Here is a 20999-nt window from a genome sequence, read left to right as displayed (position 1 = left end):
AATGTTTCTCCTTGGGAGGTAGTCGCGAATGACCCGTAACAAAGTCGAAATTTGCGGTGTAGATACATCTAAGTTGCCCGTGCTTACGAATGCCGAAATGAGAGAATTGTTCGTGGCCCTGCAACAGCGTAACGAGCTTTCGGCTCGGGAAAAGCTGGTCAACGGTAACTTGCGGTTGGTATTGAGCGTGATACAACGCTTTAACAATCGGGGTGAGTTTGTTGATGATTTGTTCCAAGTGGGATGCATCGGCCTCATGAAAGCCATTGATAATTTTGATCTCGGTCAAAATGTAAAGTTCTCCACTTATGCAGTACCGATGATAATTGGAGAGATCAGGCGTTATTTGCGTGACAACAATCCGATTCGGGTATCCAGAAGCTTGCGGGATATTGCCTACAAGGCATTGCAAGTCCGTGACTCGTTAACGAATATGAATGCACGTGAACCGACGATCAATGAAATATCAGAGGCCCTTAATGTCCCAAAAGAAGATGTTGTATTTGCATTGGATGCGATTCAAGATCCAGTCTCTTTATTCGAGCCGATCTATCATGATGGAGGTGATCCCATCTATGTAATGGATCAAATCAGTGATGATAGAAATAAAGATGTATCCTGGATTGAAGAAATAGCACTGAGAGAAGCGATGCGCAAGCTAAATGAACGAGAGAAAATGATTCTCTCCATGCGCTTCTTTGAAGGAAAGACGCAAATGGAAGTAGCAGATGAAATCGGTATTTCTCAAGCGCAAGTATCTCGGCTTGAGAAGTCTGCTATCAATCAGATGCAGAAGCACGTCCGTACGTAATCCAAAATTGAATAGCGCTGCAAGATCCATAAAAGCTGCTGCGGTCTCATAACGGGACTGGAGCGGCTTTTTCTAATTACATTTTTTATGGTTATGGAAGCTCTCGTTTCAAATCATTCGCACAAGTTATATGCGGACAATAGGGCATTTTGCTCATATGGCACATATACTAGCATAACGGAACTTACAGATGGGATGTGACTATGGTGAAAATTTCAGACTTCCAAACAAAGGATGTTATCAATATTGTAGATGGCAAGAAACTTGGACAAATTAGCGATCTAGAGCTTGATCTGAAGCAAGGGCGAATTGATGCCATCGTTGTGCCGAATTATAGCAAGTTGTTCGGATTGTTTGGCAGTGGTAATGAATTAATTATTCCATGGCGTAACATTGTAAAAATAGGTGCGGATGTCGTACTAGTAAAATTAGAGCAGAGTCAGCTGCAAAAAGTCGATGAGTCTGAAAGTCAGGCAGTGACGTTTCGATCTTAGATGTGCAGGAAATGCACATCTTGATATGAGACGAAGCCCTTCATAGTATGTTACACTGTATCGAAGAGGTGAGATGATGGAACCTTTTCAGTTCAAACATTTGCAACGTGCAGAAGAGACAACAGATATTGAAACTAATCATGATCTAGAAACGGGAGCACCTGCAGTTCTAGAGTTGAAAAAATGGACGTCTGAAATGCCTGAATTGACAGCAGGCTTTACGACAAGACGTGGCGGAGTAAGCCAGGGTGGCAGGGATTCACTAAATTGTGCCCTACATGTTCAGGATGATCCTAGTCATGTTGTGGAAAATAGAAAGAGACTGGCATCGGTTGTAAATATGCCATTTGATGCTTGGACATGTGCTGAGCAAGTACATGGACAAGACGTATATGTAGTAAAGGCTGCAGATAAGGGAAGGGGGAGGCTAGAGCGTGAAGATGCCATACCGGATTCAGATGCGCTCATAACGAACGAAGCAGGCATCTGGCTTACCTCTTTCTATGCTGATTGTGTGCCGTTGTTATTTGTCGATCCCGTAACTCGTGCTATTGGTGTTGCGCATGCTGGGTGGAAAGGGACGGTAGGAAAAATTGCTGAACGTACCGTAGAAGCGATGCAGCGTACATATGGTTCTGAACTAGGTAATATTCGCGCTGCAATTGGACCTTCCATCGGCGCATGTTGTTATGAAGTCGATGATCGGGTAATACAACCTATACAGCGTTTGCTTAATGATTTGCCGGAAGAGGCGAATGCTGCGCTAAAGCCGACAAATGAAGGACGAGCTATGCTGGATTTGCGTGAAATCAATCGACAATTGTTGATTCAAGCAGGAATTTTAAGCAGTCATATCGAATGTACTACATGGTGTACCGGTTGCCATACACAATGGTTTTATTCCCACCGCGTAGAAGGTGGAGGAACGGGACGCATGGCAAGTTGGGTTGGCTGGAAGAAGGGATGAAACTATGACATTACTGCAGCGCATGGAAGAAGTGGAACGTCGTATTGTCGCTGCTTGTGAGCGCAGTGGGAGACAGCGTGAAGATGTTCATGTTGTAGCGGTTACGAAGTATGTATCGCAGGACATGACAGGTCGCGTTATCCGTGCCGGATTAAAACATATTGGCGAGAATCGCTGGCATCATGCTGAAGCAAAATGGAATGAGTTCCGTGACGAGGCTTGCTGGCACTTTATAGGAAGCGTGCAATCGAAGAAAGCAAAGGATGTAGTGGGTAAGTTTGAATATATCCATTCGTTGGATCGTGTGTCCTTGGCGGAAGCGATAGAGAAGCAGGCACAAGCATTGGATATAACGGTGCGTTGTTTTATACAAGTTAATGTATCAGGAGAACTATCCAAGCATGGTCTTGCTCCGGATGAGGTCGAACCATTTCTGGATAAGCTAAGTCAATATCCGCATATCGATCCGATCGGCTTAATGACGATGGCTCCATATGAAGCAGAACCAGAAGAGACACGCCCTGTATTTCGCAGCTTGCGCCAATTGCGCAACGAATTAAATGAGACACGCAGTATACCATTACAGCATTTGTCCATGGGGATGTCTAACGATTTCGAGGTTGCTATCGAAGAAGGTGCATCATGGGTTCGACTCGGTTCCATCCTAGTTGGGCAGGAAGGGGATTAGTATGGGAGTTATGAACCGGATATTAAATATGTTCAGTGTGCAGGACGAAGAGTACGATTATGCTGACCGTGACCGTGATCGCGATCGTGATAGAGAAGAGCATGCTGAGGAATATGAGCAGGAAATAGAGGCTCCGACATTTGAAGCTAGAAAAGCAAAAACTTCGAATGTTGTCAGCATTCATTCTCAAAAAGGCTCCAAAGTAGTATTATTTGAACCACGTTCGTATGACGAAGCTCAAGAAATTGCAGATCATCTTCGTTCAAGACGCTCTGTTGTCATTAATTTACAGCGTGTTCGGACGGATCAGGCGCTTCGAATTATCGATTTTTTGAGCGGAACAGTGTATGCTTTAAGTGGGAACATTTCTAAGCTGGGGAGCAATATCTTTCTCTGTGTACCTGAAAATGTAGAGATCCAAGGCTCCATCGCAGAAATGTTTGCTGAAGATATGGAATACAAGCAATCGAGGTGAGTTGAATTTGTCGTCATTTGAATCAACCGTATTAGAATACGTAGCTTATTTATTTAATATTTACTGGTGGCTTGTCATTATTTACGTGCTTATGTCTTGGGTACCGAACGTGAGGTCAAGCTTCATCGGTGAGATCATAGGCAAAATTGTTGAGCCGTATTTATCTATTTTCCGTCGAATCATTCCACCGATCGGCGGAGTGCTCGATATTTCTCCGATTGTCGCCTTGTTCGTATTGCAATTTGTACACATTGGTTTAGCAACAGTCATTACTTATATTCTATAGGATATCAATACGATGAGTGAGCAGATTAAAGTACATTTTCACCCTGACGAGCGGCCTTTCGTAGATCGCGCGTCAGAGTGGATGATAAGAGCAGCAGAGCGTCATGAAGTCCGCTTGACGGACTTCCTTGACCCAAGACAGGCGTATATTGTCCAAACGCTCGTTAACCGCAGAGATGATATAGCACTGCGTGTTGATGGTGGTTATGAAGGGGCGGAGCGGTGCCGAGCAATTATTGCACCTGAATATGTTTATGTTGAGGCTGAGCCGATGGACATGACTGTGCTTTCTATCTCTTCATCTGATCAACGGATGAGTGAGTTGGAGCATGGTGACTATTTGGGAGCATTGCTTGGACTTGGTATTAAGCGAGATAAAATTGGTGATATTCATACGAGTGATGCTGGTGCTCATGTGCTAGTAACCGAGGATATTGCTTCATTTCTAGATACCCACTTGAGGCAGGTGCATCGCGTGCCGGTATTTACGGATTTAGTTCCTTTGACCGAATTGCGTGTTACTGGGCAAGAGTGGAAGCCATTTACGATATCGGTTGCCTCGATGCGACTGGATGGAATTGTAAGTGATGTGTTTCGTTTGAGTCGTGCGAAGATAACAGCTCCGATTAAAAATGGCCGTTGTAAAGTCAATTGGAAAGTAGAAGAGAATCCTTCTGTTCCATTGACGGTGGGAGATGTTGTTTCTTTACAAGGCTTTGGTCGATTCAAAGTGCTTGAAATAGAAGGAGTATCGAAGAAGGGGCGCATGCGCGTGATGGTGGGGACGTATCAATAAGCCTACAATGCGATATACACCAGAGCGCACAGCTAGCTCCTTCCCTTCACCAATAAAAATTAGATAAAGACTTTCGCTTTCTGCGATTCGACGCAGCTGTCGGGCGTATATTTCATAACATCAATAAGATAGGTTCGACATTTTTAAGGAGGTGCATGCAATGCCTTTGACACCATTGGATATACATAATAAAGAGTTTCCGCGCAAACTTCGCGGTTACGATGAGGATGCAGTAAACGAATTTTTAGATCAGATTATTAAAGATTATGAAGCGCTCATTAAAGAAAATAAGGAAATTCATAACCATGCTCAAAACTTGCAAGACAAGCTTAATCATTTTTCGAATCTGGAAGAGACGTTGAGCAAAACGATCATTGTTGCTCAGGAAGCTGCAGATGATGTGAAAAGCAACGCGAAGAAAGAATCTCAGCTCATCGTTAAGGAAGCTGAGAAAAACGCAGATCGCATTGTAAATGATGCACTTGCTAAGTCACGCAAGATTGCATTGGAAGTAGAAGAGTTGAAGAAGCAAGCTTCTATTTATCGTGCTCGTTTCCGTACATTGGTGGAAGCTCAACTAGAGCTGCTTAGCCAAGATGGCTGGGAAGCTCTTGAGCGCGCAGAAGCAAGCAGAGACGAGTATTAATTTGAGCAAAGTAGGCGAGCTGACTGCTGCGTTGAGCTAGCAAGTAAGCTGCATTGACTTTTCGTTCAAAACACGATATAACATAGTAATAATCTAAATATGATGATTAACAATCAGCGACGGGAACGCGCCAATGCATCCGTTTATTCAATCAGAGAGTCGGGGTAGCTGAGAACCGATGAATGAACCGCACGTGGACATCATCCCTGAGATATTAAGCTGAATGCACGCAAAGTAAGCTTAATCGGCTGTCGGCCGTTATCCGACTGTGTCTTTGCACTAGGCGAAGATACTTCAGAGTGCTATCCGGGCAGTAACTGCCGATGACGAATATGTCGTCTATACGGATAGAACAAGGGTGGTAACGCGAGTCAACCTCGTCCCTTTATGGGACGGGGTTTTTTGGTGTTTTTGGCCTTGAATACTCAACTGTCGACAGTGGTTCTGTATAGAGAAGAAAGGATGAGGACGATGAAAAAGGTAGACGTCAAGGAACGAGCTAGAGAACGTGAACTCCGCATCTTGGAGAAGTGGAATCGCGAAGAAACATTCAAAAAAACGATTGAAAATCGTCAAGGCAAGCCAAGCTTTGTATTTTATGAGGGGCCTCCTACTGCGAACGGTGCGCCTCATATCGGGCATGTACTTGGACGCGTTATTAAGGACTTCATCTGCCGCTATAAGACGATGTCAGGCTACAATGTTCAGCGTAAAGCAGGTTGGGATACGCATGGTCTTCCTGTAGAGTTGGGTGTAGAGAAGCAGCTGGGTATCTCCGGTAAGCAAGAAATCGAAAATTACGGTGTAGAAGCATTTATTCAAAAATGTAAAGACAGCGTATTTGAATATGAGCATAAATGGCGTGAGTTAACAGAAGCTATCGCTTATTGGACGGACTTGGACAATCCGTACATTACACTTGATAATAAATATATCGAGAGTGTATGGCACATTCTATCTACGATTCATAAGAAGGGCTTGCTGTACCGTGGACACCGTGTAAGCCCGTACTGCCCTTGCTGCCAAACGACGTTGAGTTCGCATGAAGTGGCACAAGGCTATGAAACGGTAAAAGACTTGTCTGCTACCGTGAAGTTTAAACTTGATGATTCAGGCGACTATGTACTTGCATGGACGACAACGCCATGGACACTTCCTGCTCATGCTGCACTCGCAATGAATCCAGCTATGGATTATGTGCGTGTGAAGCAAGATGGCGAAGTGTACATCATGGCGAAAAACCTCGTTGACAATGTAATGTCTGGCGAATATGAGATCGTATCCGAGCACAAAGGCTCTGAGTTTATCAATAAGACGTATCAAGCGCCATTTGTTTATGTGAAGCCTGCTAAAGGTCATCTCATTGTTGGTGCTGACTTTGTTACAGATGCAAGCGGTACGGGTATCGTTCATATGGCTCCTGCTCATGGTGAAGACGATAACCGTGCATGCCGTGAGAACGGAATCACCTTCTTCAGCGTTGTTGATTCACATGGCCGTTATACGGAAGAAGTAACAGACATGGCAGGTCGTTTCGTTAAAGATTGCGATATTGATATCGTGAAAATGTTGTCTGAAAAAGGTCTTCTGTTCAGCAAAGAGAAATACGAGCACAGCTATCCATTCTGCTGGCGTTGTAAATCGCCGTTGCTCTACTATGCGACAGAATCTTGGTTCATTCAGACGACAGCGGTTAAAGACTTATTAATTGAAAATAACAGCAAGGTCGACTGGTACCCTGGTCATATTCGTGAAGGCCGCTTCGGAAACTTCTTGGAAGATTTGGTGGATTGGAACATTAGCCGTAATCGTTATTGGGGAACTCCGCTTAACGTGTGGGTATGTTCATCTTGTGATGAGCAATATGCACCTGAGAGCCATGCTGACTTGCGTGCTCGTTCTGTTGACCCAATTGCAGAGGACTTGGAGCTGCACAAGCCGTATGTAGATGCGGTGAAATTGCATTGTCCGCACTGTGAAGGTGGTAAGATGGAGCGCACTTCTGAGGTTATCGATGTATGGTTCGATAGTGGTTCGATGCCATTTGCACAGCATCATCATCCGTTCGGTGACGAGCAGAAATTCGAACAGCAATTCCCAGCAGATATTATCTGCGAAGGAATCGATCAGACGCGCGGCTGGTTCTACAGCTTGCTAGCAGTTGCGACGTTATACAAAGGTGTTGCTCCGTACAAGGCAGTTATCGCGACGGGCCATATCTTGGATGAGAACGGACAAAAGATGTCCAAATCCAAAGGTAACGTTATCGATCCTTGGGAAATCATTAATGAGTTCGGAACAGACGCATTCCGTTGGGCACTATTGGCTGACAGTGCGCCGTGGAACTCGAAGCGTTTCTCGAAGCAGATCGTTGCAGAAGCGAAATCGAAAGTAATTGATACGCTAGTGAACACGCATGCTTTCTATGCGTTGTATGCGACCATCGATAACTACGATCCACAAGCATATGCAGCTCGTACTTCCGATAACAAGCTTGATCGTTGGATTTTGTCTCGTCTTCAAACGCTCGTTACTTCTGTAACGAAAGGCTTGGAAACAAACGACTTCCTAAATCCAGCTAAAGCGATTGAAAGCTATGTAGATGAGCTTAGCAACTGGTACATCCGTCGTTCTCGTGACCGTTTCTGGGGCAGTGAGATGACAGATGACAAACTGTCTGCTTATCAAACACTTCGTGAAGTGCTACTGACGTTATCCCGTCTCATTGCACCTTACGCTCCTATGGTTGCAGAAGATATTTATGGTAATCTTGGTGGAGCAGAAGAAAGTGTTCACTTGGCTGGATATCCAGCAGCTGATGCATCCATTATTGATGCGGAGCTTGAGCGCGATATGGAAACAGCTCGTCAAATCGTTGAGTTGGCTCGTAACGTACGTAATGAGACGAGCATTAAGACGCGTCAACCATTGTCCGAGCTTATCGTATCGATGGATCGCGAGTTCGATCTAGCTGCCTACGAAGAAGTAATCAAGGATGAGATCAATGTGAAGCAGATTCGCATTGAGAACAGCGATAACGGATTTGTAGATTTCAGCTTGAAGCTGAACTTGAAAGTAGCGGGTAAAAAATATGGCAAGCATGTTGGTCCGTTGCAAAATGAGCTTCGTTCCATGAGCGCAGAGCAAGCTAGCCAAGTGGTTCAAAGCGGCCAATTCCAATTCACAACAGCAGAAGGAGAAGTTCTGCAATTGACGGAAGAGGAGCTTCTCGTCGAGAAGAAGGCTAAAGAAGGCTTCGCGGCTGCTTCTGGCTACAAAATGACAATAGCTCTGAACACAGATATTACACCAGCGCTTGAACAAGAAGGCTGGGTACGTGAAGTTGTTCGTGCGATTCAAGATACGCGTAAAAAACTCGACTTACCGATCGAGAAACGCGTAAACATCGTTCTTCATGTCGATGAGGAATTGCAAGCTGCTATCGTTGCCTTTGAAGGTACGTTGCGTGACAATGTACTCGTAGCAGAGCTTTCGTTTGGCCAGACTGAACAAATGGAATCCGTTGATCTCGGTACGAAGACAATTGGTGTTCACATTCAGTGATAGGCATAAGTTAGGTTTACGTGAGCAACACTAGTGGAGCGAGCGGAAGCCTTAAGCTTTACGGATAAAGGGGAGCGTCGACCGTGCGAAAATTCTCGCAGTTGTCGACGCTCTTTTGTTTGAAAAAGGGACCTGTTGACGCATCTGTTTGATTAGGAGGCCTAATCCATCATGAAGAAAAGAAAACGTACAGTTGAGCGTGTTGAAGTTGATATGGAACAATTGAAAGAATGCTTGGACGACAAAAATAAATCAGATCGTGAAATTATTGAAGGTATGCATGCATTGTTGCAGAAAATATCATTACAATTTGAGCGCTCTAGAATGCTTGAATATACAGAGTTAATGCTGAATATGCCCCGTTTGCTTTGGGTTAATTTTGTAGCAGGTGTAGCACGTGGTGTAGGTGTTGTTATCGGAATTACGTTCGTTACGGTATTGCTACTTTATGTTCTTCAATGGCTTGGTGCACTGAATCTCCCTCTTATTGGGGACTTTATTGCTGATATCGTTCGTATTGTTCAATCCCAATTAGATTCGAAGATGTATTGATTATTAATTGCGATGTTTAATTTTAATCGTAGTAGCGGTCGGGCTCTAAAAGTGGCTCGCCTTCGCCAGTATTCATATAGCGAGCATATTGACGATTGCGAACAACAGATACAAATTTACCTGTTATATCGGTTGCGACAAAGCTTTCAAAAGACTCGACACAGCCATCAATTTCTTCAGATGCTTCAATCATGATGCGGTCATAACTGTCTATATCGGATTCTTCATGCATGGCCGGGCTATCGGATGTTCCCCATGCTTCTACGATCTGCCAAGCATCTTCTCCATCGAAGCCATTTTGGTCCTCGCGTTCATCTAAGCTTGTGCGGCCAAATGGAGGAGTAAGAAATTCCTCTTCGACGGGGCGGTTATGGGAAACCGTTTGCTCAGGGCAGTCTTTGACACAGTACATGGTTGAAGGTATAGCTTCTAATCGTTCATAAGGTATAGGCTGGCCGCATACAACGCAGGTACCGTACGTTCCTTTTTCCATTAGTGTTAATGCCGTTTCAATACGTTCAAGCTGAATTTCATGATGCTCTAATAATGAGATATCTTTTTCGCGTTCATACAATTCAGTGGCGAGATCGGCTGGGTGATTATCGATCGGAGACAGTTCACCTGTCGTTTCTTTAATGGAATCCGCCAAATTATATTGATCGTTTTGATGAAGTCTTCGTTCCAGATCAGCTTGTTCAGTTGTAAGTTCACGTTTCAGATGCTGTAGTTGTTCTGACGTTAGATGTGACACGATCATTCTCCTTCCTGTCTGGACATCCTACTTATAGAATGCACGGAATGCAGGGAGTTGCCCCATGGAAAATGAATCACCGGCTGGTTCGTATTGGACGGTCTATGGGCGGTATGTTACAATGAGCGAGTCAAACAGTTTTCAACATTGATTTTGCTAATCGAGGTGACGGGTTTCAGTGTGGTATTATATACTGGCAATTATCGTTCTAGCTCTTGATCAAGGAACAAAGTGGCTCGTCGCTACGCGTATGGAGCTTTTTGAAGAGATTCCGATTATTGATGGCTTCTTTTCACTATTTTCACATCGTAATCGCGGAGCGGCCTTTAGTATTTTGGAAGACCAGCGTTGGTTTCTCATTACTGTGACGATTGTTGTATTGATTGGGATCATCTGGTATTTAGAGAAATTGAAGCATGAGCATAGTTCGATTCTACAGCTTGGCTTAGGACTTATATTAGGTGGAGCAGTTGGAAACTTTATTGATCGTGTCATATCGGGCGAAGTTGTGGATTTCTTTAAATTCGACTTTGGTTTCTATACATTCCCGATCTTTAACATCGCAGATATTGGTATATGTGTAGGTGTTGGTTTCGTCATGCTGGACGCTTTCTTGTCCGTAAAACGTGAAAAGAAGTTGCTGGAACAACAAGAAGGATCTGAAGGATCAGTTGAGAAAGGGTAATATCCAAATGAATGAACAATATGAATTAAATGGTACAACGATAGCTTCGTCCATTAACTCCTCGAACTCGCCAGTAGAAGGCAAGGGCGAGGAGTTTCATTCGTATACATGGACGATAACACCAGAGCAAGCTAAGGAACGACTTGATAAGCGAGTGCATGAATCGCTGGGTATGGATATATCGCGCACTCAAATTCAAATGTGGATTAAAGATGGGCATGTGCTTGTAAATGGGGCTGCAGTAAAGTCAAATTACAAATGTGCAGCAGGCGATGTTGTCGAGCTTGCTATGCCAGAGCCCGAGTCTGTTGATATTGTAGCGGAGGATATCCCGCTTGATGTTTATTACGAAGATAGCGACGTCATTGTTATTAACAAACCTCGCGGTTTAGTTGTGCATCCCGCTCCAGGTCACACATCTGGAACGGTTGTAAATGCACTGATGTACCATTGTAAAGATTTGTCCGGTATTAATGGTGAGTTGCGTCCTGGTATCGTTCATCGTATTGATAAAGATACATCAGGTTTATTGATGGCCGCCAAGAATGATAAAGCGCACGTGTCACTTGCAGACCAATTGAAAGCCCATACAGTGCTGCGCAAATATATGGCGCTCGTACATGGCAACATACCTCATGATCAAGGAACTATTGATGCGCCTATCGGTCGTGACGAGCAAGACCGTAAAATGTATACGGTCACTGAACGTAACAGTAAGCATGCGGTCACTCATTTCAAAGTGTTGGAGCGATTCGGCGATGCAACAATGGTGGAGCTTCAGCTTGAGACAGGGCGTACGCATCAAATTCGAGTTCATATGAAATATATCGGTCATCCATTAGTAGGTGATCCGATGTACAGTCGCGGCACTCGTGGGCTAAAAATGAATGGACAAGCACTTCACGCACAAACACTAGGATTTGTCCACCCTGTATCGGGTGAAACTTTGCAATTCCAGGCACCATTACCAGATGATATGGAAGAACTATTGAAATCGATTCGAAATAGATAGGAATTGTAATGTTGCCAATGATTTCTCTGTGCAAGAAGTACAAATGTTTGCGTGAATCATCCATGGTGTTTCGGGCATGCTTCCTTCATAGTAAGGATGCAATACATTCGTGCTTTAACAGGCGAGTTTTACGGTAAAGGAGAGGTCATTTATGTCTATACAACATTATCAACAAACCTATATTCAGGGCCAATTCGCAAATCGCATTGGTGGCGAGAATTATGGAAAAGATACAAACATTTATAAGTTCGAAAAGATTAAACGCGCTAAAGCTGCAGCAAAGAATGCTCATCCCGACGTTGAGCTTATCGATATGGGTGTAGGTGAGCCAGATGAGATGGCTGATGCAGGCATCGTAGCAAAGCTTGCTGAAGAAGCAGCGAAGCCAGAGAACCGTGGTTATGCGGACAACGGTATCGCAGAATTTAAAGAAGCAGCAGCTCAATATCTTAAAGACGTATTCCAAGTGGAAGGCATCGACGCTGAGACAGAGGTTGTGCACTCTATCGGTTCTAAGCCGGCACTTGCTATGCTACCTTCTTGTTTCATCAATCCTGGTGATGTCACGATTATGACTGTGCCTGGTTACCCTGTTCTTGGAACGCATACAAAGTATTTGGGCGGAGAAGTGTTCAATGTGCAGTTGACGAAGGAAAATAACTTCCTTCCTAACTTGGACGCTATTCCAGCTGATATTTGCAAGCGTGCTAAGTTGTTGTATTTGAACTACCCGAACAATCCTACTGGTGCAGCTGCAACGGTTGAGTTTTTCGATAAAGTTGTAGCATGGGCGAAACAGCATGAAGTTATCGTTGTTCACGATGCCCCATATTCTGCGTTGACTTATGATGGCGTGAAGCCGCTTAGCTTCTTGAGCGTTCCAGGCGCTAAGGATGTTGGTGTAGAGCTGCATTCCTTATCCAAGTCTTACAACATGACAGGATGGCGTATTGGGTTTGTAGCAGGTAACCCGCTTATCGTAAAAGCTTTCTCTGATGTGAAAGACAATAACGACTCCGGTCAATTTATCGCGATCCAAAAAGCGGCTGCATATGGACTTGCTAATCCAGAGATCACAGAAGCTATTTCCGAGAAATATTCTCGTCGTCATAACTTGCTTGTTGCTGCTCTAAATGAGATCGGTTTCCATGCGGAAAAACCAAAAGGCTCCTTCTTCTTGTATGTAGAAGCGCCTAAAGGTGTGAAGAATGGTCCGACATTTGAGACGGGTGAAGACTTCTCTCAATATTTGATTCGTGAAAAGCTTATTTCCACAGTACCATGGGATGATGCTGGTCGCTTTATTCGTTTCTCCGTTACATTCCAAGCTAAAGGTGAGGAAGAAGAGAAACGCGTTATTTCGGAATTGAAGCGTCGCTTAACAGATGTAGAATTTGTATTTTAATGGAAGAGAATGTGACCTTGACAATTGTGAGATGGGATGGCATAATCCTATTAATCGCATATTGAACCTTTAATTCAGTCCCGTGAGACTGGCAAGGTCACGCTCGTAACGAGAATGAGCTGATGCATGATGAAGGCTAGGTGTCCAGAGAGACACAGTCCCATCTCTGCAACAGCTAGAAAGCTGCGCACAGAACGAAGCATGCACATCACGTGTATGCCGCGCACGATTTCTTCAGCGTTTTGGATAGTCGGGTGATTGGTGTGATGCACCACTCCTCGATGACTAGCACTGTAATATGATGTGCAGTCTTTTTCCAGCGCTATCATTCTAACACTATGGTTGATACGAACTCCTTGCCTGTGGGCAAGGAGTTTTTTTGTACCTTCTTCACAGACACAATAATCAATTGTTAGGAAGTTAAGCAAGCATAGAGGTTTACTACAGCGGAGCAAGCTATATACACAGGATGAATATGAAGGAGGACGTATGGTGAGTACGAAGGAATACAACGTTATTATGGATGATGCCGCCATCCGACGTGCACTGACACGAATTGCACACGAGATATTGGAGCGAAATAAGGGGATCGACAACTGTGTGCTGGTAGGTATCAAAACGAGAGGGATATATCTGGCTAACCGAATTGCAGAGCGTATCTTCTCCATCGAGAATGAGAGCATTCCAGTAGCAGAGTTAGACATTTCCGATTATCGTGATGATCGCAAGGATGTAGGCAGCGGAATGGGGAATCTGACAAATGAAGGTTTCCAAATCGAAGATAAAAAAATTATTTTGTGTGATGACGTCTTGTACACAGGCAGAACGATACGTGCTGCGATGGACGCACTTATTGATAAAGGAAGACCACAAATGATTCAACTGGCTGTATTGGCTGACCGAGGTCACCGGGAACTTCCAATTAGACCAGACTATGTAGGAAAAAATGTACCGACTTCACGTTCTGAGGAAATCGAAGTAGCACTCAGCGAAATAGACGGCATGGATGAAGTCAAAATTGTTCACAACAGGGGGCTATAATAAATGACTACCGCTCAAATGGAGAGCAGAACGAAGGAACGAAGTCTACTTGGGTTGAAGGACCTAAGTCGCGAAGAAATTCAATCGATTCTGGACCGCGCGTTGTACTGGGAAAATCATGTGCTGAAGGTGAACCAAACATTCGCTCACAAAATTGTGACGAATATGTTCTTCGAAAGCAGTACTCGGACGCGCTGCTCCTTTGAAGTCGCTCAGCGTCGTCTAGGCGCAGAAGTCATTAACTTTAGTGCATCAGCTTCGAGTGTTGAAAAGGGAGAATCGATTTATGATACGGTTCGTACCTTAGAGTCGATGGGACTTGATGCAGGAGTTATTCGACTGAAGCCAGTCGGCATGCTGGCTGAGTTGGCTGAGCGGGTAAAGATGCCTCTTATCAATGCTGGTGATGGCAACAATGAACATCCAACGCAAGCTTTGCTCGATATGTACACAATGCGTAAGCATTTCGGTGACTTATCCGGGCTGAATGTAACGATTGTCGGAGATATCGAGCATAGTCGTGTAGCTCGCTCTAACTACTGGGCACTTCGCAAGTTTGGTGCAAATGTTCGATTCTGTGCACCAGAAAGTATGAAAGCAAAGGATATGGATGCACCATACATCACGATGGAAGAAGCTCTTCTATCAGATGCAGTGATGATGCTGCGAGTACAGTTTGAGCGTCATGAGTCCAATGTATTCTCTACAGCTGCGCAATATCGAGATGCTTATGGCATGACAGCTGAGCGAGTTAGCAAGCTGCAGCCGCACGCCATTGTGATGCATCCTGCGCCAGTGAATCGAAATGTTGAAATTGATGACGATGTGGTTGAATGTACACAGGCAAGAATTTTTGACCAGATGTCCAACGGAGTGCCGATTCGAATGGCAGTGATGGAGCGAGCATTACGATAAACGCAGCATGTATGATATTAGAGATTATTCAGAGCTGTAAGCATGCTCTTAATATATTCAAGTAAGAACGGGTCGCTAGTATAGGTAACAGAACAACAAACGATACAAGATGCGGGAGAGGGGATAACACAATGTATATTTTAGCAAATGCACAAATGTTCAGTAATAAAGGTGAGCTAGTAACAAGGCACCTTTGGATCGAAGACGGCATTATCTCGCGCATTACAGACGTAGAAGTGGAATTACCTGAACAGGTGGAAATTGTGGATGCAGCAGGTAAGTTCGTATCCCCAGGATTTATCGATATGCATGTTCATCTGCGCGAACCAGGCTTCGAACATAAAGAAACAATTGCTACAGGTACACGTTCTGCAGCTAAGGGAGGCTTCACGACGATAGCGTGTATGCCGAATACGAAGCCTGTTATTGACACACCGGAAACGGTTCAGTTTATCCACGACAAGACGAAGTCAGAAGGTATCGTTAAAGTTCTACCTTATGGAGCGATTACAAAAAATGAGCTCGGACGCGAATTAACAGATTTTGAAGGCTTGAAAGAAGCTGGGGTCATTGGCTTCACGGATGATGGAGTAGGTGTGCAGTCAGCACAAATGATGAAAGATGCAATGGCGCGCGCGCATGCACTTGATATGCCAGTCATCGCACACTGCGAGGACGACACCTTAGTAAAGGGAGCGGCAGTAACAGATGGAGCATTCGCACGCAAGCATGGATTGAAAGGCATCCCAAATGAGTCGGAAGCAATTCATGTAGGCCGAGATATCTTGCTATCGGAAGCTACAGGCGTACATTACCATGTGTGTCATGTAAGCACAGAACAGTCGATTCGCCTCATCCGCCAAGCGAAGCAAATCGGTATTCGAGTAACCGCAGAAGTATGTCCACATCATCTCATTCTATCTGATGAGGATATCCCAGGTTTGGATGCGAATTGGAAGATGAATCCGCCGCTTCGCTCACCTCGTGATGTAGAAGCGTGCATTGAAGCGATAGAAGATGGCACGATTGATATTTTAGTAACGGATCATGCTCCTCATAGTGTAGAAGAAAAAGCTCGTGGTATGGAGCTAGCGCCTTTCGGTATCGTAGGCTTGGAAACAGCTTTCCCGCTTATGTATACCAAGTTTGTAGCTACAGGGAAATGGTCGCTGGAAATGCTTGTGAAGCGTATGACAGCTGACCCAGCACGAGTATTCCGCTTAAATACAGGGCGCTTGGAAGAAGGGGCGCCTGCAGATATCGCAGTGATTGACTTAGAAACAGAGCGCGAAGTAAATCCAGAAACGTTTGCTTCTGAAGGACGCAACACACCATTCACAGGTTGGAAGCTGAAAGGCTGGCCAGTGATGACGATTGTAGATGGTCGTATCGTATGGAGTGAACAGGTCTAGAACATAGTTTGGAAATGGCTTGGCAGTGATAGTACAAAAGCCGATCGATGCGGTTGAGTTGATAAGAGTGGAGAGCGAGGAGTGACGAGCATGCAAGCAAAACTATTATTGGAAGATGGAACTCTATTTACGGGTCCGGCGTTCGGAGCAGAAGGCGAGTCAGTTGGTGAGGTTGTATTTAATACAGGAATGACAGGATATCAGGAATTGTTGTCTGACCCGTCTTACTGTGGTCAAATTGTTACGATGACTTACCCGCTTATCGGAAACTATGGGATTACAAGAGATGACTTCGAATCCATTCGCCCTTATGTGCACGGATTTGTCGTTCGTCGTCATGAGTCCATCCCTAGTAACTGGAGAGCTGAATATACGGTAGACCGCTTGTTGAAAGAGTACGGCATCGTTGGCATCAGCGGCGTGGATACGCGCATGCTTACACGTAAGCTGCGTCACTATGGAACGATGAAAGGTATTCTAGCAACAGGCAGCAAATCTGTAGAAGAGCTGCAAGAAATGCTTGGAGCAACGCCGTTGCTTCGCAACCAAGTGGCACGCACTTCAACGAAGAATCAATTTACAAGCCCAGGGCTAGGTGAGCGCATTGTACTGGTTGACTTCGGTGCGAAGAGCGGGATTCTGCGTGAACTTACACAGCGCGGCTGCGACGTTATCGTCGTACCCCATGATACAACGGCTGACGAGATTCGCCGCCTACGTCCAGATGGTATTCAACTATCAAATGGACCTGGGGATCCGAAAGATGTGCCGCATGCAGTGAAAATGATTCAAGACCTGCTCGGTGAAATCCCAATCTTCGGCATTTGCTTAGGACATCAGCTGCTAGCTTTGGCTTGCGGAGCAGATACAGGCAGATTGAAGTTCGGACATCGCGGAGGAAATCATCCGGTTAAAGAGCTTGCAACGAACCGGTGCTACATCACTTCTCAGAACCATGGCTACACCGTAGTAGATGAAACGATTGCAAATACGGAGCTTGAAGTTACTCATATCAACAATAACGATAAAACGATTGAAGGCTTGAAGCATAAGAGCTTCCCAGCATTCTCTGTGCAATACCATCCAGAAGCAGCACCAGGACCGCATGATAGCAGCTACTTGTTTGACGAATTCCTGGAGATGGTTCGTGAACATAAACGCAATTTGCCAGCTGTACCGCGCCAAGCGGAGCTCGTGGCCCAGTTGAAAGGAGAACTATAATTATGCCGAAGAATCAGGAACTTAAGAAAATACTCGTCATCGGCTCCGGCCCTATCGTCATCGGTCAAGCGGCCGAGTTCGACTATGCTGGAACACAAGCTTGCCAAGCTTTGAAGGAAGAAGGCTTGGAAGTCGTTCTCATCAACAGCAATCCTGCTACGATTATGACAGATACAAATATGGCAGACAAAGTGTATATCGAGCCAATTACGCTGGAATTTGTTAGACAAATTATTCGCCAAGAGCGTCCAGATGGATTACTTCCAACATTGGGCGGTCAAACGGGATTAAATATGGCTGTAGAACTAGCTCGCGCTGGTGTTCTAGAGCAAGAAAATGTTCGTTTGCTAGGTACGCAGCTCAACGCAATCGAGCGTGCAGAAGACCGCGATCTGTTCCGCGAGCTCATGCGTGAACTGGAGCAGCCAGTACCTGAAAGTGAAATTGTAACGACGGTTGAAGGTGCAGTAGACTTCGCGAATACAATTGGCTACCCCATTATCGTTCGTCCTGCCTATACACTTGGAGGAACAGGCGGGGGAATTTGCGACAACGAAGAGCAGCTTCGTGACATCGTAGCTTCCGGTATCCGCTACAGCCCAATCGGACAGTGTTTGGTTGAGAAAAGCATCGCGGGTTTGAAAGAAGTAGAGTATGAGGTTATGCGTGATGCAAATGACAACTGTATCGTTGTCTGCAACATGGAGAACTTCGACCCTGTAGGCGTTCATACGGGAGACAGTATCGTAGTAGCACCGAGCCAGACGCTATCTGACCGCGAATATCAAATGCTGCGTTCAGCATCTTTGAAAATTATTCGTGCCTTGAACATCGAAGGTGGCTGTAACGTACAGTTCGCACTCGATCCGTACAGCTATCAATACTATGTTATCGAGGTAAACCCTCGTGTAAGCCGCTCGTCGGCGCTTGCTTCCAAAGCAACAGGATATCCGATTGCGAAAATGGCGGCTAAAATCGCGGTTGGTTACACACTTGATGAAATCGTTAACCCGGTAACAGGGCAAACCTATGCTTGCTTCGAGCCTACGCTGGATTACATCGTTTCGAAAATTCCGCGTTGGCCATTCGATAAGTTCACACAAGCGAACCGTAAGCTTGGTACGCAAATGAAAGCTACGGGCGAAGTAATGGCAATTGGCCGCACGTTTGAGGAGTCGATGCATAAGGCGATTCGCTCCTTGGAAATCGGTGTTCATCGTCTCTATTTGAAAGGGACAGATGCTCTTGAGAAAGAAACGCTTGAAGCACGATTGAGAACACCGGATGATGAGCGTATGTTCCTTATTGCAGAAGCTTTCCGTCGCGATTATACGCTTCAACAAATACAAGACCTTACGAAGATTGACTGGTGGTTCCTTGATAAGCTTGAAGGCATGATTCGCTTTGAGGATCGCATTCGTGAGGAAGCAGAACTATCTGCTGAGACATTATATGAAGCGAAGCGCAACGGCTTCACAGACCGTGCTATTGCAGAGATTCGCAATGAGGTATTCGCAGGCGGAAGCTGCACAAGCGAGGCAGAAGTGCGTGACCTTCGCAAAGCTCATAATCTAGCACCGGTATATAAAATGGTAGATACTTGTGCGGCAGAGTTCGAAGCAACGACACCTTACTACTACTCTACGTATGAGGTAGAGAACGAAGTAGCACCATCAACGAAAGAGAAAGTGCTCGTACTAGGTTCTGGTCCAATTCGTATCGGGCAAGGCATTGAGTTTGACTACTCGACGGTGCATGCGGTATGGGCAATTCAAGATGCTGGCTACGAAGCAGTTATCATTAATAACAACCCTGAGACTGTATCGACGGACTTCTCGACATCTGACCGACTGTACTTCGAACCGCTCTTCTTCGAAGACGTTATGAACGTTATCGAACAGGAGAAGCCAGTAGGCGTTATCGTCCAATTCGGTGGACAAACGGCTATTAACTTGGCTGCACCGTTGGCAAAAGCAGGAGTACGTATTATCGGTACGAGCCTAGACAGCATTGACGAAGCTGAAGATCGTAAGAAGTTCGAGGCATTGCTCTCACGCTTGAATATCGCACAACCTAAAGGTAAAACGGTAACTTCTGTAGATGAAGCAGTAGGCACGGCGCAAAGCCTTGGTTACCCAGTACTTGTACGTCCATCTTATGTACTAGGCGGTCGTGCGATGGAAATCGTATACTCTGACGAAGACTTGCTCAACTATATGGAACATGCAGTTCAAATCAATCCGGAGCATCCAGTGCTTATCGACCGCTACATGCTTGGTAAAGAAGTAGAGGTTGACGCAATTTGTGACGGTGAAACGGTATTGATTCCAGGCATCATGGAGCATGTTGAGCGTGCAGGCGTTCACTCTGGTGACTCGATTGCGGTATATCCGCCGCAGCACCTTAAGCCAGAATTGAAGCAAAAGGTTGTTGATATTACAATCCGCATTGCGAAGGAATTGAAGACAATAGGTCTTGTCAACATTCAGTTCGTCATCTTCCAAGACGACGTGTATGTTATCGAGGTAAATCCTCGTTCCTCGCGTACGGTGCCATTCTTGAGCAAAGTAACGAACATTCCGATGGCGAATGTGGCAACGAAGCTCATTCTTGGAAGCAAATTGACAGACCTTGGCTATCAAGAAGGCTTGTGGCCAGAAGATGACCATGTATCTGTAAAAGTACCGGTATTCTCCTTTGCGAAGCTGCGCCGCGTAGAGCCGACACTTGGCCCCGAAATGAAATCTACGGGTGAAGTTATGGGACGCGATGTTGAATATGCGAAGGCGCTCTATAAGGGATTGATCGGTTCTGGGATGAAAATTCCAACAACAGGTGCTATCATCTGCACTATTGCTGACAAAGACAAGGATGAAGCGGCGAAATTGATGCAAGGCTTCAGTCGCCTTGGATACAAGCTGATTGCAACGGGTGGTACAGCTACTGCACTTGAGAATGCAGGTTTGCTCGTAACACGGGTACAGAAGCTGACAGAAGGCTCACCGAACATTCTTGATTTGATTCGCAACGGTGAAGCGCACTTTGTCGTCAACACATTGACGAAGGGCAAGACACCAGAGCGCGACGGCTTCCGTATCCGTCGTGAAGCAGTTGAGAACGGGGTCGTATGTATGACTTCTCTAGATACAGTACGCGCATTGCTTGAAATGTTGGAGCGCATAAACTTCTCCTCACGCCCAATGCCAGTGCTATAAGCTCAATAGGAAACTTATGACGAGGAGGCCGATTGGCCTCCTCGGACTGTGAGATGCTATGTAA

19 protein-coding genes and 1 other annotated feature are annotated in these 20999 nt (G+C 45.2%); of the genes, 18 read left to right on the top strand and 1 reads right to left on the bottom strand.

The genetic code is table 11. The features are described from left to right. Positions 1-28: 28 nt before the first annotated feature. The 10 genes from sigG (at position 29) to NQ117_RS18615 (ending at position 9278) form a co-directional block, all read left to right on the top strand. Positions 29-811, top strand: a complete 783-nt coding sequence (gene sigG / locus NQ117_RS18660) for an RNA polymerase sporulation sigma factor SigG (RefSeq protein ID WP_258279532.1) — start codon at positions 29-31, stop codon at positions 809-811. A 206-nt stretch (positions 812-1017) separates the two neighbouring features. Next, the gene (locus tag NQ117_RS18655; RefSeq protein WP_258279786.1) at positions 1018-1305 is read left to right on the top strand and encodes a YlmC/YmxH family sporulation protein; all 288 of its coding nucleotides are present in this window, start codon (positions 1018-1020) and stop codon (positions 1303-1305) included. 76 nt (positions 1306-1381) lie between these two features. Further along, complete coding sequence (gene pgeF, locus NQ117_RS18650; RefSeq protein WP_375163101.1) at positions 1382-2272, top strand: peptidoglycan editing factor PgeF; 891 nt, start codon at positions 1382-1384, stop codon at positions 2270-2272. Between the two features lie 4 nt (positions 2273-2276). Further along, positions 2277-2960, top strand: a complete 684-nt coding sequence (locus tag NQ117_RS18645) for a YggS family pyridoxal phosphate-dependent enzyme (protein ID WP_258279530.1) — start codon at positions 2277-2279, stop codon at positions 2958-2960. A gap of 1 nt (position 2961) precedes the next feature. Continuing rightward, a complete protein-coding gene (locus NQ117_RS18640) occupies positions 2962-3435 on the top strand; it encodes a cell division protein SepF (protein WP_258279529.1) in 474 nt (157 codons plus the stop codon). Between the two features lie 7 nt (positions 3436-3442). Continuing rightward, positions 3443-3721 carry a YggT family protein gene (locus NQ117_RS18635; protein ID WP_258279528.1) on the top strand — a complete coding sequence of 93 codons (279 nt, stop codon included), beginning with the start codon at positions 3443-3445 and terminating at the stop codon, positions 3719-3721. Positions 3722-3733: 12 nt separating this feature from the next. Next, entirely contained in the window at positions 3734-4516 is a 783-nt protein-coding gene (locus tag NQ117_RS18630) for a YlmH family RNA-binding protein (protein WP_258279527.1), read from the top strand. A gap of 160 nt (positions 4517-4676) precedes the next feature. Continuing rightward, entirely contained in the window at positions 4677-5162 is a 486-nt protein-coding gene (locus tag NQ117_RS18625) for a DivIVA domain-containing protein (protein WP_258279526.1), read from the top strand. Between the two features lie 107 nt (positions 5163-5269). Then, positions 5270-5550: a binding site (T-box leader), on the top strand. A gap of 83 nt (positions 5551-5633) precedes the next feature. Continuing rightward, positions 5634-8726, top strand: coding sequence for an isoleucine--tRNA ligase (gene ileS, locus NQ117_RS18620; protein ID WP_258279525.1), 3093 nt, complete (start codon positions 5634-5636; stop codon positions 8724-8726). A 171-nt stretch (positions 8727-8897) separates the two neighbouring features. Further along, positions 8898-9278, top strand: coding sequence for a DUF5665 domain-containing protein (locus NQ117_RS18615; RefSeq protein ID WP_258279524.1), 381 nt, complete (start codon positions 8898-8900; stop codon positions 9276-9278). Between the two features lie 22 nt (positions 9279-9300). Here NQ117_RS18615 and NQ117_RS18610 read toward each other — a convergent pair whose 3' ends face one another. Next, positions 9301-10029: a TraR/DksA C4-type zinc finger protein gene (locus NQ117_RS18610; protein ID WP_258279523.1), complete on the bottom strand. Its 729-nt coding sequence runs from the start codon at positions 10027-10029 to the stop codon at positions 9301-9303. A gap of 178 nt (positions 10030-10207) precedes the next feature. On the opposite strand from NQ117_RS18610, the gene lspA reads away from it, so the two are divergent. From lspA to carB, 8 genes are all read left to right on the top strand, one after another. Continuing rightward, positions 10208-10714: a signal peptidase II gene (lspA, locus tag NQ117_RS18605; RefSeq protein WP_258279522.1), complete on the top strand. Its 507-nt coding sequence runs from the start codon at positions 10208-10210 to the stop codon at positions 10712-10714. Positions 10715-10721: 7 nt separating this feature from the next. After that, the gene (locus tag NQ117_RS18600) at positions 10722-11726 is read left to right on the top strand and encodes an RluA family pseudouridine synthase (protein WP_258279521.1); all 1005 of its coding nucleotides are present in this window, start codon (positions 10722-10724) and stop codon (positions 11724-11726) included. Positions 11727-11877: 151 nt separating this feature from the next. Continuing rightward, on the top strand, positions 11878-13131 hold the full coding sequence (locus NQ117_RS18595; protein ID WP_258279520.1) for an LL-diaminopimelate aminotransferase: 1254 nt from the start codon (positions 11878-11880) through the stop codon (positions 13129-13131). A gap of 489 nt (positions 13132-13620) precedes the next feature. Further along, positions 13621-14172 (top strand): bifunctional pyr operon transcriptional regulator/uracil phosphoribosyltransferase PyrR, encoded by a 552-nt coding sequence (gene pyrR / locus NQ117_RS18590; protein WP_258279519.1) that lies wholly within the window; start codon positions 13621-13623, stop codon positions 14170-14172. A gap of 3 nt (positions 14173-14175) precedes the next feature. After that, positions 14176-15087 carry an aspartate carbamoyltransferase catalytic subunit gene (locus tag NQ117_RS18585; RefSeq protein WP_258279518.1) on the top strand — a complete coding sequence of 304 codons (912 nt, stop codon included), beginning with the start codon at positions 14176-14178 and terminating at the stop codon, positions 15085-15087. Between the two features lie 131 nt (positions 15088-15218). After that, positions 15219-16499 carry a dihydroorotase gene (locus NQ117_RS18580; protein ID WP_258279517.1) on the top strand — a complete coding sequence of 427 codons (1281 nt, stop codon included), beginning with the start codon at positions 15219-15221 and terminating at the stop codon, positions 16497-16499. A gap of 90 nt (positions 16500-16589) precedes the next feature. Further along, positions 16590-17720 (top strand): glutamine-hydrolyzing carbamoyl-phosphate synthase small subunit, encoded by a 1131-nt coding sequence (gene carA / locus NQ117_RS18575; protein ID WP_258279516.1) that lies wholly within the window; start codon positions 16590-16592, stop codon positions 17718-17720. A 2-nt stretch (positions 17721-17722) separates the two neighbouring features. Beyond that, a complete protein-coding gene (gene carB / locus NQ117_RS18570) occupies positions 17723-20935 on the top strand; it encodes a carbamoyl-phosphate synthase large subunit (protein ID WP_258279515.1) in 3213 nt (1070 codons plus the stop codon). Positions 20936-20999 lie beyond the last annotated feature (64 nt).

It is taken from the genome of Paenibacillus sp. SC116 (assembly GCF_024733555.1).
Classification (GTDB): Bacteria; Bacillota; Bacilli; order Paenibacillales; family Paenibacillaceae; genus Paenibacillus_B.
The sequence above is the reverse complement of the archived record's forward strand: the minus strand, read 5'-3'. Positions and strand labels throughout refer to the sequence as shown.

Coding starts and splice junctions, on each gene's coding strand:
- pgeF (WP_375163101.1), top strand. CDS start 1,382: ATGGAACCTTTTCAGTTCAAACATTTGCAACGTGCAGAAGAGACAACA.
- NQ117_RS18595 (WP_258279520.1), top strand. CDS start 11,878: ATGTCTATACAACATTATCAACAAACCTATATTCAGGGCCAATTCGCA.
- NQ117_RS18615 (WP_258279524.1), top strand. CDS start 8,898: ATGAAGAAAAGAAAACGTACAGTTGAGCGTGTTGAAGTTGATATGGAA.
- NQ117_RS18580 (WP_258279517.1), top strand. CDS start 15,219: ATGTATATTTTAGCAAATGCACAAATGTTCAGTAATAAAGGTGAGCTA.
- pyrR (WP_258279519.1), top strand. CDS start 13,621: ATGGTGAGTACGAAGGAATACAACGTTATTATGGATGATGCCGCCATC.
- NQ117_RS18630 (WP_258279527.1), top strand. CDS start 3,734: ATGAGTGAGCAGATTAAAGTACATTTTCACCCTGACGAGCGGCCTTTC.
- NQ117_RS18645 (WP_258279530.1), top strand. CDS start 2,277: ATGACATTACTGCAGCGCATGGAAGAAGTGGAACGTCGTATTGTCGCT.
- NQ117_RS18625 (WP_258279526.1), top strand. CDS start 4,677: ATGCCTTTGACACCATTGGATATACATAATAAAGAGTTTCCGCGCAAA.
- NQ117_RS18640 (WP_258279529.1), top strand. CDS start 2,962: ATGGGAGTTATGAACCGGATATTAAATATGTTCAGTGTGCAGGACGAA.
- sigG (WP_258279532.1), top strand. CDS start 29: ATGACCCGTAACAAAGTCGAAATTTGCGGTGTAGATACATCTAAGTTG.
- carB (WP_258279515.1), top strand. CDS start 17,723: ATGCCGAAGAATCAGGAACTTAAGAAAATACTCGTCATCGGCTCCGGC.
- carA (WP_258279516.1), top strand. CDS start 16,590: ATGCAAGCAAAACTATTATTGGAAGATGGAACTCTATTTACGGGTCCG.
- NQ117_RS18600 (WP_258279521.1), top strand. CDS start 10,722: ATGAATGAACAATATGAATTAAATGGTACAACGATAGCTTCGTCCATT.
- ileS (WP_258279525.1), top strand. CDS start 5,634: ATGAAAAAGGTAGACGTCAAGGAACGAGCTAGAGAACGTGAACTCCGC.
- NQ117_RS18585 (WP_258279518.1), top strand. CDS start 14,176: ATGACTACCGCTCAAATGGAGAGCAGAACGAAGGAACGAAGTCTACTT.